The 17,894-nt window shown below is 69.0% G+C and carries 11 protein-coding genes; all 11 read left to right on the forward strand.

Translation table 11 applies throughout. The annotated features are described in order from the left end of the window. Positions 1 to 50 precede the first annotated feature (50 nt). The 11 genes from HNQ09_RS09450 (at position 51) to HNQ09_RS09500 (ending at position 17,829) form a co-directional block, all read left to right on the forward strand. Positions 51 to 7,829: a phage tail tape measure protein gene (locus tag HNQ09_RS09450; RefSeq protein WP_184028345.1), complete on the forward strand. Its 7,779-nt coding sequence runs from the start codon at positions 51 to 53 to the stop codon at positions 7,827 to 7,829. Positions 7,830 to 7,933: 104 nt separating this feature from the next. After that, entirely contained in the window at positions 7,934 to 9,745 is a 1,812-nt protein-coding gene (locus HNQ09_RS09455; protein ID WP_184028348.1) for a hypothetical protein, read from the forward strand. Continuing rightward, positions 9,742 to 10,173: a hypothetical protein gene (locus HNQ09_RS09460; protein WP_184028351.1), complete on the forward strand. Its 432-nt coding sequence runs from the start codon at positions 9,742 to 9,744 to the stop codon at positions 10,171 to 10,173. The genes HNQ09_RS09455 and HNQ09_RS09460 overlap by 4 nt, the downstream gene beginning before the upstream one ends. Continuing rightward, positions 10,170 to 11,900 carry a hypothetical protein gene (locus HNQ09_RS09465; protein ID WP_184028354.1) on the forward strand — a complete coding sequence of 577 codons (1,731 nt, stop codon included), beginning with the start codon at positions 10,170 to 10,172 and terminating at the stop codon, positions 11,898 to 11,900. The genes HNQ09_RS09460 and HNQ09_RS09465 overlap by 4 nt, the downstream gene beginning before the upstream one ends. Continuing rightward, positions 11,900 to 12,772 carry a hypothetical protein gene (locus HNQ09_RS09470; protein WP_184028356.1) on the forward strand — a complete coding sequence of 291 codons (873 nt, stop codon included), beginning with the start codon at positions 11,900 to 11,902 and terminating at the stop codon, positions 12,770 to 12,772. The genes HNQ09_RS09465 and HNQ09_RS09470 overlap by 1 nt, the downstream gene beginning before the upstream one ends. Before the next feature lie 9 nt (positions 12,773 to 12,781). Further along, the gene (locus HNQ09_RS09475) at positions 12,782 to 14,014 is read left to right on the forward strand and encodes a hypothetical protein (RefSeq protein ID WP_184028359.1); all 1,233 of its coding nucleotides are present in this window, start codon (positions 12,782 to 12,784) and stop codon (positions 14,012 to 14,014) included. A 3-nt stretch (positions 14,015 to 14,017) separates the two neighbouring features. After that, complete coding sequence (locus HNQ09_RS09480) at positions 14,018 to 15,604, forward strand: hypothetical protein (RefSeq protein ID WP_184028362.1); 1,587 nt, start codon at positions 14,018 to 14,020, stop codon at positions 15,602 to 15,604. 162 nt (positions 15,605 to 15,766) lie between these two features. After that, complete coding sequence (locus HNQ09_RS09485; RefSeq protein ID WP_184028365.1) at positions 15,767 to 16,102, forward strand: hypothetical protein; 336 nt, start codon at positions 15,767 to 15,769, stop codon at positions 16,100 to 16,102. Next, positions 16,102 to 16,578, forward strand: a complete 477-nt coding sequence (locus HNQ09_RS09490; protein ID WP_184028368.1) for a hypothetical protein — start codon at positions 16,102 to 16,104, stop codon at positions 16,576 to 16,578. The genes HNQ09_RS09485 and HNQ09_RS09490 overlap by 1 nt, the downstream gene beginning before the upstream one ends. Beyond that, positions 16,565 to 17,089, forward strand: coding sequence for a hypothetical protein (locus HNQ09_RS09495; protein WP_184028370.1), 525 nt, complete (start codon positions 16,565 to 16,567; stop codon positions 17,087 to 17,089). Before HNQ09_RS09490 ends, HNQ09_RS09495 begins: the two co-directional genes overlap by 14 nt. Further along, positions 17,086 to 17,829 carry a M15 family metallopeptidase gene (locus HNQ09_RS09500; protein ID WP_184028372.1) on the forward strand — a complete coding sequence of 248 codons (744 nt, stop codon included), beginning with the start codon at positions 17,086 to 17,088 and terminating at the stop codon, positions 17,827 to 17,829. The genes HNQ09_RS09495 and HNQ09_RS09500 overlap by 4 nt, the downstream gene beginning before the upstream one ends. The last annotated feature ends 65 nt before the right edge of the window (positions 17,830 to 17,894 follow it).

Here is a 17,894-nt window from a genome sequence, read left to right on the forward strand (position 1 = left end):
CCACTACCGCCCTTCGGGGCGGCTTTTTCTTGCCCCCGAGGAGGTGGCTCTTGACGCAGTCCTCAAAGCGCACCGTGGTCTATAACTTGCGCCCCAACGTCACTGGAATTCCCGGGCTCAAGCGCTTTGAGGAGAGCCTGGAGAGAATCCTGGGCGTCCAGACCAAGCTCCAGCAGCAAGGGGACGTGGTGCGGGGACTGCGGGACCAGACGGCCGCCGTGGTCGCCGCTGCCCAGCAGGAGGCGCAGGCCAACCGCGCTGTCGACCAGCAGGCCCGGCAATCGCGCCAGCAGCGCCGGGCTGAGGAACGCGCGGCCATCGCCCAGAAAAAGGCTGACGACAACAGCTACCAGCAGTGGTGGAAGCAGCAACTGCGCGAGCAGGAGCAGAGCGAGCGCCGGGCACACCAGGAAGGGGTTCAAAGGCTCCGCGACCGGGCAGCGACGGCGGCCCTCAACGCGCGCCTCTCCTCACAGGCCGAGAAGCTCGCGCAGCAGGAACTCCGCGCCACCATCCGCGAGCTGGACAACGAGCAAAAGAGCCTGCGGGCGGTGTGGCAGATCGGCAAGCTGGTCGGCCCTGACCTAGTGCAGATGCAGCGGGACGTTCAGCGCCGCGCGCTGGAGGCGGCCAGCGCCCTCGACAAGCAGTCCGACGCCTACCGGCGCCTGATGGGCGTGGCCGCCGCCTCTCAGCGCACCCAGGACCAGGCCACCGGACGCATCACCCCCGGCAGCCTGAGCCACGGCGTCGTGAACGGGATTCAGCAGAGCGGCCTGTTCACCCAGCTGGCCGCGGCGTCCGGTGTGGGTGCAGCGGCACAGAACCTGGGGTTGGTCGCCAGCAACTTCGCGCTGGCGAAGAACAACGCCCTGCAATTTGCGGGGGCGAGTAACACGGCCGCCACGGCTGCCGGGTTCATGAGCGCGGCTGGCGCTGGCCTCGCCGTCGGGCTGGGTGCGGTCGGCGTGGGCTTCGTTTCTCTCGGGAAGGTCGGTCTGGAGCAGACCAAGATTCTGGAGCGGGGCCTGAACACGCTCCAGGCGAGCGGCGTGCAGGACCTGGAGGGCTTCCAGACCCAGGTCAAGGCGCTGAAAGAGGATCTGGGCACCGTGGGCAAAAGCCTGAGCCTGGCGACCCTCACGGCCTCAGCCGCTGAGCTGGTGAAGGCCAACCTCAGCGCGGGCGATTCGCTGACCGTGCTCGCGGCCAGTTCCAAGCTCGCGGCCGCCGAGAACACCAACCTGAACGACACCAGCGCCCAGCTGCTGATGAACACCCGCCAGTACGGGCTGGAAGTCAGCGAGTCCGCGCGGGTGGCCGACATGTTCGCCAAGGCGGGCAATCTGGCCGCCGGGACCGCGAACGACCTGAGCCTGGGCTTCGGCAAGGTGGGCGGCACGGGCCTGCAGGCAGGCATCGAGATGAACGACCTGCTGGGCATGCTGGTCGAGCTGGACCTCAAGGGGATGCGCGCGGCCGACGTGGGCGCCGACGCGCTGCGCACGGCGCTGTCCAGCCTGAGCGACGTGACCGAGAAGGGGCAGGGCATCCTGAGGGAACTCGGCGTCGAGATCGACGACGCCTCTGGCAAGGCGCGTCCGGCGGGCGACGTCATGGCCGACCTGGGCGAAAAGATGCGCGGCATGGGCATCACGGTGAACAAGAACACCGGTGAGCTGGAAGGAAACGGCGAGGCCCTGCGCACCGTGGCGGGGCTGATGGACACCCGAGCAGCGGCGGCCGTCATCAACCTGACTGGCGAATGGCGCACGCACGGCCAGACCATCAAGGACAGCGAGGAATACGCCACCGAGTACGCCAACACGATGAGCCAGGGTGTCGAACCCGCGCAGAAACGGCTGAAGACCGCCTTCGAGGACACCGGGCTGGCCCTCGCCAAGAGCTTCGCGGGTCCGCTGGCAGATTTCCTCGATCAGGTCCTCTCTCCGGCGGTGACGCGCCTGGGTGAGTTCTTCACCAAGCTGACCGACATCAAGAACCTGGGCGAGATCCTCGTGAAGGTGCGGCTGGAGGCGGGCGACGACGGCACGACGCAGGTGCTCAAGCTGCTTACTGCTCCCGTCACCATCCCCCTGGGGCTGGGTGCTCAGGCCGGGCAGCTGCTGAACGTCGACCAGCTGCAGCAGGCCCTGATCAAGGGCGGCATTCTGGAACAGCAGCGGACGCCCTGGGCGATCCTGGCTCAGTTCAAGGAGGTCGCCAACAACTACGAGAAGTACCTGAAGATGGCTTACGAGGCGGACGCCCGCTGGAAGGATGCGCAGTCCAGCAACCCCCTGGTCACGGGTCCATCCGTCACGCTCAACCGCATTCCGGAAAACACCCTCACCGGGGCCGGGCCGCTGTCGCCCGGGCAGACGCGCGCCCTCGACGGAGCGGTGTCTGGCCTGGTGGGTGCCCTGGGCCTGGCGGGGCGGGAAATCCTCAACGAATTCGGGGTCAGCGGGAAGGATTATCACCACGACGGCGCTGTGCGCGCCGATGCGGTGCACAACGGGATCGACCTCGGTGCTCCGCGCGGCACGGCCATCCTCAGCCCCTTCGCCGGGGCCTTGAGCGTCCGCGAGGACACCAAGAACGGCAAGGTGTTCGAGCTGCTCGACGCGGCCGGGAACAAGCTGGTCGGTATTCACCTGGACCAGTTCGACGCCGAGGTTCTCAAGGCCCTCCGAGCGGGCGGCGGCAAGGCGCTGATCCTCAAGGGCCAGCGCATCGGCACGGTGGGGAATACGGGCACGACGGCGGGAAGTGCCCCCCATTTGCATCTGATGGGGTACGCCGCGGGCAGCAGCACGCCCATCGACCCCCGCACCATCCCCTTTGTCGGCGGCGCTCCGGCCAGTGCCGCGAGACCCACCTCCCCCGCTCCCACGCCTGCCGCTACCCCATCCCCCGAGGATGTCCGCAAAAGCGTACAGGCCAGGATCGACGACATCCTCGCGCGGGTCGATCTCAAGCTGATCACCGCGCCCGCAGCCATCAAACAGATCGCCCAGATCCGGGACGAGGCTGAACAGACGGCCCGGTCGATGCAGCAGAAGGGCACCAAGGGCTGGCAAGACTACGCGGCCAGCATGAAGGCCGCGCAGGGGGTCATCGACGGGCTGAAAAAGGGCACCGGTGGAGCGAAAGACGTGCTGGGCGCACTCTCGACCCAGTTCGAATACGCCGGGAAGACCGGCCTCCCCGCCTATATCAACGGGCTGCGAGCTTACATCGCCCAGCAGGACAAGGCCGCCCAGAGCACGAAAAACACACAGGACCGCCTCGACGCGATGGCGAACGTCAACCGTGCCCGGCAGATGCTGGAAGACGCGACCAAGCCCCGCAAGGGTCCAGTCAGCGTCAGTGACGCCGACATGGCGAAGTTTCGCAAGGGGGCCGAAGAGGTCATCCGGCTGGAAAAAGGTCTGGAGACCAGCACGAACGTCGACTGGCGACGCCGGGCCGCCAACCGCATCGCGGCCTACAACGCCCAGGGAGAGGCGGCTCAAGGCGTGCTGGCCGTGCTTCAGGGCACGGCGAAGACGGAAGCCCAGCTCGCGGACGAGTCCACCCGCCGCGAGCAGGCGCGGGCCTCCGCGCTGCGCACCATCAGTCAGGGGGTCCAGAAAGGAAAAGAGGACGACTTCAAGCGTGCCCTGGCGAGCCTCAAAGCCTCTCAGGCCGAGGAACTCGCCCAGGAGGGTCTGACCGCTGCCCAGCGCGAGCAGATCGTCCGGCGCACGGGACCGGCCATCCTGCGGGCCACCTACGCGCTGAACGCCTCGATCAAAAAAGGCAAGGAGGACGAGGCCGAAGCCTGGCGCACCAGCGAGCAGGCCAAGGCGCTGACCGCCAGCGAGGTCAACGCCGAGGTCAAGCGGCTGCGGGACGCTGCCCGCACCGAGGAGAGGACCAACAACCAGACCGCCCAGCGCGAGCAGGCCTCGGCTGCCCGCCTGGCCGGTCGCACACGCGTGCAGGAGGAAAGGCAGCTGGCCGCCGAGCTGGCAGGCCTGAGGACCAAGGCCGCCCAGGCCACGGCCGACCGTCTGAAAAGCATCGAGGATGGGCAGATCGCCCGTGCCCAGGGCAATGCCCAGCGCCAGCTGGACTTGACCCGCGAGTTCAGCCAGGCGCAGTTCAACCGCCAGCAGGCCATCCTGCTCGCCGAGAAGAAACAGGCCTACGCCAACGCTGCTGGTAAGCCCAACCAGGGGGCGCTGGAGGCGGCCGCCGATGCCGATTTCCTGCGCGACCTCGAAACGGCCCGCCAGGCCCGCTTGAGCGCCGTCCGGAGCGCCCAGAAGGCGGTGGAACAGGAGGAGGAAGGTGCCCGCCAGAGGCGGCTGGCACGCGAGAAGATCGTCAATCAGCGCTTGGCTGAAGGGGCGGAGGCCGCCCGTCAGGCCAATATCGAGGACGCGCGGCTCGCCCAGAGCGAGATCGAGGCCCTGCGCGATCAGGATCTCCTGAACGCCAAGGGCAACGTGACCGAGCAGGTGCGGCTCCAGCGCTACTACGCCGAGCAGGTCCGCCTGGCCCGGCGCGCGGTGGCCGACGCGATTTATGCCGACCGGGCACGCGACCTCGACAACGAGTACGCGAACAGGCCCGACGACCCCATGAAAGCCCGCCTGCTGGGGCAGGCCGGGGCCGCCCGCCAGCAGGCCTACGATGCGGCCGACCGCGACGCTGGCAACCAGGTCAACGCAGCTCTGGATACCCAGACCGAGAAGGTCCGCGAGTTGCGCAGCCAGTACAGCCAGCTGGCCGACTCGATCCGCGACAAGGTCAAGGCTGGAAGCTTCGATGAGGAGGCGCAGGAAGCGGCGGCGACGGCCTTCGATCAGCTGGCCGTCTCCGCTGGAGCGGCTGGTGTCGCGGGCAACAGCTACCTCGCCGTGGCCCGTCAGAGCGTGCAGGCGGCGCTCGACGCGGGCCGGGCGGCCGAGACCCAGCGCCTGGCCCTGGCCGATCTGGACCGCGAGCAGGAAGACTTCATCGCCCGGCAGGATGCGGCTGCTGACAGTGCTATCGAACTCGCCGACAGCCTGGTTGAGGCTGGGAGCACCACCGATGGCCTGATGCTGCTCACTACCACCCTCGACGAGCTGATGGCCGCCGCGGGGGAAGGCCCGATCAGCGGGGAGGCCGTGAGCAAGCTGGCCGCCGCGATGGAACGGCTCAACCTCGCCGCCAGCAAGACCAACCTGAACGACGCGGCCGCCTGGCTCGCCGCCTTCAAGGGCGTGGGCGACACGGTGGCGGCGGCCGAGTCCAGCTTCACCCAGGGGGGTGCGGAGGCCACCGCCCAGCAGGGGCAGAACGATCAGATCGGGTCCCTCTTCCAGGGGGGAGCGGGGAACGTCGCGCGCTTCCTCCTGGGGACGGACGGGCAGGGCTTCGCCGAGGCCTTCTGGTTCGACTTCTCCGAGGCGAGCCAGGGGGCGTTCATGCAGGGTCTCGGGCAGCTGGACACCGAGGCGCTCGCCGGACTGGGCACCGACATGCTCCAGCGGTTGCTCGACGGCATGGGCGACGACGCGGCCTGGGACAGCTGGCGGGCACAGGTGCAGGGGGCCATGACCCGCGCGCTGGAGCTGAAGAGCACCGACGCCGGGTACGCGGACCTAGGGGCGGTGCTCGATCAGTTCGAGGCGCTCGACAGCCGGGCCGAGGGCTACAGCGCCACCTTGAGCGACCGGCTCCTCCCCGAGCTGGAGCGCATCCGGGACGCCGCCACCGACCCGGCCCTGAAGGACATGGCCGAGAAGGCCATCGGTTACCTGAACGGTGAGGTCGAGGCGGCCCGCGAGCTGGTCAGCGTGCTGGGGCAGGTCAAACTCTCCCAGCTCGACCGATTGAAAGCCAGCGGCGGCATCGGCGAGCAGGCCTACATCGACCAGCGCCACGTCCTGCTGGTCGAGCAGGAAAACGCCCGCTACCGACTGGACATTCAGGGCAAGACCGGCAAGGCCTTGGAGCTGGCGGAGGCCCAGCATCAGATCAACCTGGGCAACATCGTCGCGGACGGCATGCAGGCCACCCAGCAGCTCACGTGGAGAATCCAGGACGAGACGCGCCAGGTGATCCGCGAGAGCGAGCAGGCCGATCTCGAATACCGCCGCAGCACCGGGCTGATCGGTGAGCGGGCCTACATCGACGCCCGCCACCAGCAGCAGGTGCAGGCGGCCCGGGACGAGTTCAACGTCCGGGTCCGGACCCTGCAAGCGGGTGAACCCGCCTATGTGGCGGCGGAACTGGCCTTGCAGGTCAAGCTCGGGCAGATCACCCGTCAGGGCATGACCGACCAGCAGGCGCTGACGGATCGCCTGGAGGCGCAGGCCCGCCAGCGGCGCCAGCAGGAGGCGGTGGCCGATCTCGATCACCGCCGTTCCCTGGGCCTGGTGGGCGAGCGGGCCTACCTCGAGGAGCGTCAGCGCCTGGCCGAGGCGGCGGCCCGCGAGGAGTTCGCGGCCCGGGTCGCCAAGATGGAGGAGGGAGGCGACGAGTACCGCGATGCGGAGGCCCAGCTACAGGCCGACCTGACGGCGATCACCCGCCAGGGGGTGCTGGACCGGATCGCGCTGGAGCAGCAGCAACTTCAGGCGTTTATCGGCGGCCTGGACCAGCTGGGCGGCGCGCTGGAATCGGCTGGAGCGGGCTGGGGGGTGTTCCTGAAGTTTGCTGGGCAGGGGATAGACCTGTTCGGCAAGTTCCAGGCGAACCTAAAAGACCTCCGCAGCGCCTTCAACGGTGGCAGTCTCTTCGACAAGCTGGGCGCCGTGGGCGGCACGCTGGGGCTGGTGGCGACCGGCATCAACCTGGTAGGCCAGCTGGGCGACGCGATTCTGAACCTGTCCCCTGGGTTCAGGGCCTGGAAGACCAACCTGCTGGAGGTGGCGGAAGCCCAGAAAAAAGCGCTGAGCATCGACGCCGGGGGCTTCAATAGCCCCTGGGCCAAAGCACTCGAGCAAGACGCGGCCAACCGCGAGAAGCTGGCGAACGCGGGCTTCTGGAAGCGCGTCTGGTGGGGCCTGACCGGCAGCGCCCCGCAGGTCATGAAGACCGAGAGCGCCAAGCTGATGGCCGAGCTTCAGACCATCTTCGCCAACCTCGGTTCCGGCCTCAGCAACATCTTTCAGTCCAGCATGTCCGACGCCTTCCTGAAGGGCGACATGACGAGCTGGGCGCAGAATTGGAGCAAGACGTTTGACCAGCAAGTCGGGCAACTGATCCTCAAGACGATGGTGGACGCGGCCCTGAAGGAGGGGGCGGTGGCCGCCGACCTCGCCGAGCTGACCAAGGCGATCCAGGAACAGCGTTACAACGACATCCCCGCCATCATCGAGCGCATCCGGGCGAACGCTGGCGCAGCGATGTCACCCATTGTGTCGGTAGCCCCAAGCCTGCCCGGTTTCGGCAGCGGGAAAGACACCTCCTCGGGAACCGGCACCAGCGACCCCGCCAGCAACCGACAGCAGGACGAACTCTGGTACCAGTACGAGCACGAGACGGACCCGGTCAAGAAGGCCGCACTCCGCAAGCAGCTGCAAGGGGGAAGCAGCGGAACTTCTGGTGGCAGCACCGTCACGATCACCCGCGAGGCGGTCCAGCCCGACTGGGCTGCCCTCACGGTCAGCATCACCCGGCTGGCGGATCGTGCGGATCTCGAAATCCAGGCAGCCAACCTTCAGATGGAGGCCGCCCGCCTCCAGCGCGAAGCGGCGGGCATCAACGCCCAGGCTGCCGGAATGATCCTGATCGCCGCCGAGCGCCTGAGCGGGGGCACCAGCAGCCCCACACGCGCCGTGTTCTAGCCCAGCAATCTCCAACTCCCACAAGCCCCTGCCTCGCCGCAGGGGCTTTGCCGTGGCTGACCCCCAGCGGGCCAGCCGCCTCGGAAATTCCACTTTGAAAGGAGGTGAGGCCCCTGACCCTCATCGGCAGCCACCACCCGGCCCGCGAGGCCTGGGTGGTCTATGTCTACCGGGCCGTCACCGAGACGGCCTACGTCGCCGAGCATGTCTGGACGCCCGAGAACCCCGGCCCGCTGGCCGAGACCTGGGCGTTTACCCACGGCCCCCTCCACGAGTGCCGCTACGGCGAACTGGGCCTGCACACCGATCCCGGCTGGCCGCCCGATACCCGGGTGGTGGTGGTCTGGGAACAGCCCAACACCGACCTCAAGCCCGACTTCATCGGCGCGGCGGGCCTCATCCGGGGCGCGCGCTCCCCCGAGGGCGGCCGGTACACCCTGCCGCTCACCGGGCTGGGCGACGTGGACGCCCGGGGCGTCGCGGGCCGGTACACGGCCGTCGGCCCCTGGGTCCAGAACGGCCTGAGCGTGCACGGCGTCGTCCTGCTGCCTCCCAAGAAGGGGGAAACGGTCGAGGCCCATCACGCGCGCCTCCTCGAACCCTTCCCGGACGGGGGCTGGGGGGTGCGGCCCGACGGCGTGCGGGTGCTGGGGCGCCCGCTGTTCGGCCTCCCGGTCGCCATCCCGGCCGCCGAGGTCCTGGACCTCCAGGGCAGCGGGTACGAGCGCCAGGAGTACGTCACCGAGGCGCTGGCCGACCCCGGCGAGCGCTGGGCGGCCCTGACCGAGGAGAGAGCGCGCCCCACCAGCATCACGCCCCGGGTGATGGCGGCGGCGGGGACGGACAACCTGATCCTGCCGGACGTGGAGCAGGGACCCACCGTCAACTTCATCCGCATGACCCGGGGGCCGCTGGGAGGGGCGCCGGACGAGCAGTTCACCTACACCGCCGCGGACCTGGCGGCGATGGAGGCGCAGCCCTTCGGCTTCCGGTACTGGAACCTGACCCAGGACCTGCCGGACCAGGCCGCCGAGTACAGCGGGAACGATCCGCCTCCGGCCCCGGTGGCGGTCTGGGTCACCAGCGTGATCAGCCTGCCGCTGAGCGCCCTGGTGCGGCAGAGCGCGTCCAGCCGGTTCGCCGAGAACGCGGTGCGGGCGCTGCGGCGTCTGTCGTTCCCCTTCCAGGCCTACACCTTCGGGACCGGGAACAACGACCTGGCCTATCCGCCCCCCGCGCGCTACACGGTGATCGAGGACACGGCGAGGGCCACGCAGGCCACCGCGTATTTCCGCGACTGGCTGAGCGCCACCCCGGACGGCCCGTTCGAGACCGCGGTCGAGCCGCTCACCACCGGCACCCGCCCGCTGACCGGGGACCTGGTCAACGACGTGCGGGAGTTCCGGCTCGCGGTGCCCGAGGACCTGACCACCGAGGTTTACCTGAGCCGCAACGGGGGCCAGTACCACTACCTGCTGCAGGTGTGGATCGAGTTGCGTGCCCGGCGGCTGGTGGCGAAGAAGAACCCGGCGAGCACCGTCACGACCGACCCGCTGTACCTGGCGCGCTACGACCCGTCCGGCCGCGCCACGCTGTCGGTGGGCCTGCCCAGGATGCTGATCGACACCCTGCGGGACACCATTCCGGAGGACAACCTGCCCGCCGGATGGGACGCGCCGACCTACTCGCCCCCGACCTTCCAGGGCAAGGTGCCGGGGCGGCTGATCGCCCCGGCGAAGGTGACGGGTCTGCGCTTTCCGGACGGCAGCCTGAACGACCAGTTCGTGAGTGAGCTGCGGCGGGAGCGGACGGCGGACAGCTACCACACGGTCGTGCAGATCGGGGCGCGGCAGACCCGCAGCCTGACCCCGGCGGAGAAGAAGCTGAAGGTCGCGCAGGAAGGTGAGGCCTGGTGAGCCTGGTCCGCATTCATTTCCGTCAGGCAGGCCTGCTGGCGGGTGAGACCAAACCCTGGCTGGGAGACGACCTGCGGGACTACGACGCCCCGTTTGACCTGGAGTCACCTCCGGTCGGCGGGGCGCGTGCGGCCGACTCCCGGATCGTGGCGCACACGGGTGACAACCTGCCCACCGTCTACGCCTACACCGCGACCGGGCACCTGCACGCCACCAGCCCCGAGGCATTGCAGACCCTCTACTTCAAGGTCAAACGCCAGCTGCGGCATGCCGACGAGATCTGGCGGGGCGACCGCTACCTCAAGATCGCGGGCGCTACCCTCGGCGGCCGTGAGCCTCTACGCGGGCAGTGCGTGGTCCCCGCGCCCATCGTGTGCCGGGTCGTGGACCTGCGCTGGTACGACAAACTACGGAGGCCGCTGGAATGAGCCTGTTGAAACTGGACCCGGCCTTCCGCGTGTTGCTCCCCGAGGGGGCGAACGGCGGGACCGGCGAGATCGAGTACGACCGCCCCTACCGGCTGCCCGCCATGATCGCCGGGGCCAGTAGCGCCTTCAAGATCAGCATTCTCGACCCCAACAACCCCCGACTGGGCAAGATCGTCTCGCTGGCGGGCGGCGACGTCTCCCTGCTGGGAGCGAAAAACGGGGAGGCCGAACCGCCCTACGTCACGGTGCGAATCTACCCGGAGTTTCCGGTGGCCGCCGGGCAGCCGGTGGCGCAGGGGGAGCCCATCGAGTTCCGGGGCAGGCCGCACGAGTTCCCGGCAGGCAGCGGCCTGTGGGATCTGGCCGATCTGGGGAGCGATAACCGCCCGGTGCTCACCACGCCGGAGCAGAAGGCGTCCCTCGTCGAGGCCCTGGCGGCGAGCGAGACCATCATCGAGCGCTATGACGCCTCCACCGTGGAACTGGCGGCAGAACGCGGCAGGATCAACGCCCTCAAGCTCGACCTTCAGATCAGTGCCGCCGGTCTCCAGGGCCTGAAGGTCCGCACCCTCCAGAACGCCACCCCGGCCGCCACGGCCGTCCGGCGGCTGGTCTGGGGCCTGCGCAGCCGCAACTTCAAGCTCCCCCTCTGGGTGGACGACCTCGGCCACACCCACATCACCGTCGCCCGCATCAAGGACCTGATCCTTTCCGGCGCACTGAGCATCCCCTCGCTGCTCACCGGACGGGTCCAGGCCACCGAGCTGGAGGCCAGCCGCCTGGAATTGCCCAGCCTGACCGTCAAGCCCGCGCCCGCCTCCTCGGGCATCGTGCAGGGCTGGACCAGCAAGAACGGCAAGAAGATCGCCTGGATCGACCCCTCGGGCGTCTTTCACATCCGCAAGCTCGGCCCGGGCGTCACCGGCTACGCGGTCTGGGGCGGCACCCTCGCCTCCCAGCTCGCCCCGGCCCTGCCCCTGGCCGGAGTGGTCAACCTGGGCATCGCCGGGCAGACCTCCGCCGACGTGGCCGCGAGGTGGGGCGCGCTGGACCGCGCCGCCACCTTCAAGGCCACCGGTCTCTCCAGCGGCGTCTACACCCTCACCCTGCTCGACAGCGACCGCAGTCCGCTCTACAGCGCCATGCCGCAGACCCAGACCGGACGGCTGGGCGGCGTGCGGGGAACGCTCCGGCGCGGCAGCAGCGGCCAGACGGGGCTGAACGTCAACCGCGCGGCCTACTACGGCTTCGTGCCCGACGCAGGTGCGGCGCTGGAACTCAACCTTGCCCACGCCTGGGTCCCTGACAACCCCCACCGGCCCCGGAACACCATCCTCGCCGTCGGGCGCAGCGACCTCACCGGCACCGGGGACCGCCGGGTGCTCGACGGCCGCATGGTCGCGCAGAACGTCCGGACCATCCTGGTCAGCCTCAGCGGACGGCACGAGCGGTTTCTGGTTCTGGGCCTCTACAACACCAGCACCGAGACCTACGGCGCCGGACTGGAGGAGATCACGCAGGTCAACGCGGGGATCGCCTCGGTCGCGGGACCGGGGTATGTGGACGCCCGGGCGGCCCTGTGCCGCAACGCCGACGGGAGCTGGCGCACCGACGGCACTCCCGACCCCGCCTATCTGGAGGCGGACGGCCTCACCCTCAACGCGGCCGGGCTTGCGCGCCTCGCCGCCCACGTCGCTGCCGCCGCGCAGGAAAGAGGTATGAGCTGATGACGCTGTTTCAACTGGACGACCTGATCCTGGACGATTCGTTCGAGACCCTGCTGCTCGACCCGCTGGACGCGCCGGGGATGGTGCTGCTGCTGGACGCGCCCAACCTGGACTCTTTCCCGGCGCAGCGGATCGGCTGGATCGGCGGCCCCAGCCCCACGCGCACGCACAACCTCTCGCTCCAGACGGGCGCGGTGCCGCGCGAGGACCCCAACTGGGACGGCATGTTCTGGGGCAACGACACCGCGAACGGCATGGTCTACGAGAACCGGGGGTGGAAGTTCCAACGGCCCAGCGGCAACACCGTCACCAATTACCTCGCCGCCACGGGAAACGGGAGCATCACGCCCCAAATCGCTACGACCCACTTTCTGCTGATCGCGTGGGCCAGAATCGGCGCCACGGGCCTCTCGGTGCCGCTGCTAGGGTCTGCCGGAGACGACCTCACTACGGACGTTCGCAACAGCTTTGCCCTGTACCTCCACCACAAGGCCAGCAGCGCCACCAGCCCCGGGTTTTTCCGCATCTGGGATCAGAACGGGGCGCGCGTGGACTCCGGCTTCAGCGGCAACCTGGGGCTGGAGATCGGCCAGCTCGTGCAACTCGGGGTCCACGTCGTCTACGGCACGCCGGGCAACGCCACCAAGCTGCACATGTACGTCAACGGGGCGTTCACCCGGACGGGTGAGGTGGGCGGCATGACGGCCATGCGGAGCAACAACGCGCCGCTGTGGGTCGGCGCGTCGGGCGCCAACAACCAGGGCGCCGTGACCGCTCACCGCCTGCTGGTCCAGCGCGGCTTTTCCTCCACCGCCCAGGCGGCCGGGATCGTCTCGCGCGATTACCAGCTCAACCTCGCGCGGTACCAGTAAGGGGGCAGCATGAGCAACATCGAAGTCATCGGGGGCAAGCTGCTGGTGCGGCTGCCCAACGGCCAGCACGCCCGGGTGTCCATCATCCCCCAGGACTCCTCGCCGGAACTGGCCGCCGACGCCGCCGCGACGGGCGCCACGGCCTCCTCGGAGCCGCGCGGCACCGGGGGCACCAAGGGCCGGGTGACCAGCCGCACGCCCCTGACCGGCACCCGGACGGACCTGCTGCCCTCCTCCCCGCTGGAAATGTGGGACCGCGACCGCCTGGCCGTCATCGACCTCGACAACCGGGTGTGCGGTCCCGGCGACACCGCGCGGATGACCGGGTTGATCCCGGCGGGGCGCCAGTTCTACGTGGACATTCCGGCCAGCGCCACCGCCCCCAATCTCACGGCCATCCCGATTCCCGCGCCCGCAGGCTTCCCCGGCTCGACCATCCACAACAAAGACCGCCCCTTCCTGATCGTGGGCGAGAGTTTCGAGTTCGCGGGCGAGGTGTTCCTCAAGGTCTACGACGACCTCACCGTCCAGGTCAGCACCGTGGAGGGCGTCTACACCTGGACGCTGGACCTGCTGACCCCCCCGCTCGGGGAGGACCTCAGCGTGCCTGGCCCGAACCAGAAGTTCGAGCGCCTCTGGAACTTCGCGGACGCCGCCAACGCCAACGCGGGCGCGCGCGTGTTCGCCCGCACCACCGGCATCGTGAACCGCCCGGGCACCGGCCTGGTGGCGATGACCCTGGTGGACTACTCCACGGGACGCTTCGTGTACGGCCCCATGAACCTGCCCGACGCCCCGAAAAGCCAGGGCCTGGTGGTGATCGAGGCCAGCGACTACGCGCGCGGGCCCGGCCTGGCCCACCGTGCCAAGCTCGCGGGCGCCAACCTGCCTGACCGCAACGGCTACGTCGCCCGCGCGCTGGCGACCGCAGACGGCATCTTGCAGTCGGTCGGGGGCACCATCACTTTTCCCCTCAACCAGTCGGGCAAGAGCTATTCGGGCACCATGATCCTCAAGACCGACATCGAAGGAAGCACATTCCGGTACAAGGTCTGGCCCTACGACCGCACGAAGGCGTTGGCCGACCAGGGGCAGAACGAACCCCTCGGCTGGACCGGGACGTATGTGGACGCGAGCGCGCTCACGACCGGTCGGTTCGGCTTCTACTCGGGCGGCAACCTGAGCTACCACGTCCTCTGGGCGCGCTACTCGACCGGCAACGTGACCTTCGAGGGGGCTTGAGCCGTGGCGGACGAACTGCTATTCCTCACGCTGCACCCCACGCTGGGCATCAAGGTCAAGCGTCCGGCGGCCGACATCGTGGCGCTGGGACTGGGCTACTACCGGCTGACCGGGGACCCCGCCACCTTCACGTACGAGCGCGAATGGGTGCCTCCAGCGGGCACCCCGGCGGCAAACCCCGCCGATGACGCGGCGGCCGAGAAGTACCGCCCTCGGGGTGGCCGCCTGCCGCTGGGGACCAGGCCCGCGCCGATTGTGGTGGTGCCGCCGGCTCCGACCGAGCGCGCCGTGCGCGAGCGCGACCCGAGCAAGATTCCGTGGGGCGTGGCGGTGGATGTTCCCGATCAGCCGTTCTCCGGCATGGACCCGCGCATCAAGTTCCTCACGGATGGGTCCGTGGAACTCATCGGGAACTTCCGTCAGCCCAACGCAGACCGTCCCGCCGTCCGAGTGAACACGGGCCGCAAAGTCCGCATCCGCCGCAGCAACCTCCTTGGGTACGGCAGGGAAGGCGGCGGCGCTCACGTCATCCGTCACGGGGCACGTCTCGATCTGGAGAACGTGATTCTCTTTTCCGGCAACCCCAATGTGGACGGGCATTATCCAGGCCGCTCGGTCGCGGTCGAGGGCTTCATTGACTACCGCGAGCTGCATTGTGAGCACTACGGGACGGGTGGCGTCTACCTGCAAGGTTGGAGAGGGAGCAACGCCGCTGGGGAGGGCTTTTACCAGGGCTACTCGTACTTCCACAACATTGACGGTCGCAAGTCGGCAGGCCCCGGACTCTGGCGCAGCTCTGCCGTGGTGGATACCGGGTTCAAGGTCGCCAACCAATTCCAGCTCGCCCAGTGTTACGGGATGAAGCACAGTCTGGCTGAGTACACCGAACTGTGGGTGGATGTGAACGGGGGGTACGTCGAGGACGCGGGCAGCTACTACCAAAGCTCGGGCTTTGAGGTCGGCGGCATTGGACATGGGCACGTCTGGCGAGAGTTCATGGTGCGCGGTTGCTGGGCTTACGACCCGTTCTATGACGGGACTCAGTACACCTTCTGCGGCGTGCCCTACTCGGGTGGTGGCGGCCTCGCGGGTGACGCGCTGTTCGCTTCTCCCACCGGGACAGCGCTCCCCAGCTTCATCACCTTCGAGGATTACCTCGTCACGGCAGGCGCGAACTACGCGACGGGCATCGGCGCAGGACACGACAACACTCTGCGTCGGGGCAAGGTCATCCGCAGTGGCTACGTCGCCGCACCGCTGAGGGCAGACGGCAAATCGCGCATCGGGCGCAACCACCTCGCGCTCCAGATCAGCGACTACACGAACTGGGTGGGCAACCCCTCGTATTGGTACAACAACCACGCTGAGGACATGTATTTGCAGTACACCGCCATCACGTCGGACGGTAAAACCGTCATGGGCAACGGCTATGACGTGGCGACAGGTGAGCGGGAGCCAGGCAAGAAGCACACTGAACTGCGGGTGACGCGCGTGAACACCCCCGCCACGCTGGAGGACGAGGCTGCTGCCGAGGCCGAGATGCGCGAGCGCTGGAAGGCGGCGGGCGTGGTCATCGGTTGCGTGAAGTAAACCTGCTCCACCCCCCAGCCCGCCCAGGCCCCGGCCCTGAGGCGGGACACTTTCATTCCTGCCGGGAGAGGAGGCCCATGCGCCCAACTCGTCTTCTCCGGGCCGCCCCATCCACCGGGGCGGCCCCCCTGCCCAGTACGGCGCGCCCCCGGGCGCACGGCTGTGGCTAACCTCGCCTTGCTGCTCGGCGCCCTGCTGCTCGCGGCGCCCCCAACCGTCTCTCCCCCCGCTCCGGTCTGCCGGGCGCAGGTCACCGCCCGCCCCAGCACCTTCCCCTGGCTGGGCCGCATCGTCGTCGTCACCCCCCGGGCCGACTGCCCCAAGAGCGGCGTCCTCAAATTCCGCTTCCGTTCCCCCACCGGGACCCAGCCCGACGCCCCTCCCGGCTTCTTCACCCTGAAACGCGGGCAGAAACTCACCCGCCGGGTCCCCGCCAGGTGGTGGGTCGAAGAGCTTGACCGCGGCCGCTGGCAGCGCGTGCCGGAAAGGAGACCGTGATGGAAAAAGCCCTGGTCATCATGGTCGCCACGGCGCTCACGGCCAGCGAGGCCAGCAGCAGCGGCCTCCCGCTCTCACAGGCCGAGGCCTGGCAGCTGCTGTTCGTGTTCCTTGCCGCGCTCGCCACCTCCCTCAGCAACGAGGCCGCCAAGCGCCGCGAGGGGGACGGCTTCGTGCTGATGCGCTTCTGGGGTGACGTGGGCCTGGGCGTCATGGCGGGCATCTGCGTGCCCCTGCTGATCACGGCGGTATTCGAGCATTTCAGCTCCAGCACCGCCGACTGGCGGGCCAGCATCGGCCTGAGCATCCTGGGCGCCTACATCGGCCGGGACGCGCTGGGCGCGCTCTGGAACGGTCTGCTGAGCCTGGGGCAGCTGGCAGCCAAGCTCAAGGGGATCAACGTCTCGTTCACGCCGCCCAAGCCGCCGGACGATGAAGCCCCGAAAGAAGGGGGTGGACCGGATGCGAAGCCTTGACCGCCTGGCCCGCTGGCTGCGCTGGTGCGACCGGGTCCTGGGCCGCCTGGTGACCGTGGGGGCGCTGTACGCGCTGATCGTCTTCGCCTACACCTACAGCGCGGTGCTGGCCGACGTGGGGGACACCGTGATCGGGCCGCCCATCGTGCAGGAGGCGCTGCGGGCCATCATCGTCATCCACGTCGCGCGGGCTTTTGCCAAGCGCTGGCGGGAATTCACGCTACCGCAGCGGCTGTGCTGGGCGCTGCTGGGGGTCGGGATGGCGCTCAACCTGGCCCGCAGCCATTTCGGGGGCGTGCCCCTCACGCTGTCCTACGCCCTGGTGCACCTCGCGCTGGTCGGCATCACCTGGCGGCTGATGGCCGCCACCCGCCGCGAGGTGGTGCTCGCCCGCGACAACGCCCGCCTGCGTCAGGAGGCCCAGGCGGCGGACGCCCGCGCCCGGGTGGCCGAGGCGCGGACAGCCGAGTTAGAGGCCGCGCTCACCACCCGTTCCCGGAGGACCTCATGAGTTTTGATTTTGCCCAAGCCATCAAGACCCGCCCCAGGGGGGACCTGACCGCCCAGCTGATCGAGGCCTACGGCAACCCCAAGGGACCCGGCTGCATCGAGCGGGGTGGCGGGGTGTTCGAGCCGTCGCCCGCCTGGATACGCGACCACATCGTCGACATTCAGGTCAAAGACCTGCCGGGCTTCCCGCCCTACCCGGGCAAGACGGTCACGCGCATCCGGGTTCACCGCCGCATCGAGGGGGTCGTGCGCGCGACTTTCGACGAGCTGGAACGCCGGGGCCTGAGCGGCAAGCTCCGTACCTTCGACGGCGCGCTGCACGGCCGCCACATGGGCCACGACGTGCGCCGCCCGCTGAGCACCCACGCCTTCGGCATCGCGCTGGACTTCGACGCCCAGTGGAACGGGTACGGCGTGCCGCTCTCCCGGATGGAGATCAACCGCGAGGTGGTCCGCTGTTTCGAGGAGTGTGGCTGGCACTGGGGCGGCCGCTGGACGGACCCCTACGAGGACGGGATGCACGTCCAGTGGACTGATCCGCTGGAGCGGGTGGCCGTGCCCGAGTGGCAGGACGCGCTGGCGGGGGGTAGGCCCGCGCCGGTGGTGCCCCCGCCTCCCAAGCCCGTGTTCCTGATCCCAGACGGGAAGGGCCACTGGATGGACATCGCAGGCCAGAAGACTGAAGGCCTGCACCTGCGGGTGGTCAACGCCACAGACCCCTACCGGATCTGGGGACGCTGACTCCCCACCCCTGACCCCAGGCGGCCACCTCCAGCGCGAGGTGGCCGCCACCTTTTTCGCCGGGA

The organism is Deinococcus budaensis (genome assembly GCF_014201885.1).
In the GTDB taxonomy this organism is placed as follows: Bacteria; Deinococcota; Deinococci; order Deinococcales; family Deinococcaceae; genus Deinococcus; species Deinococcus budaensis.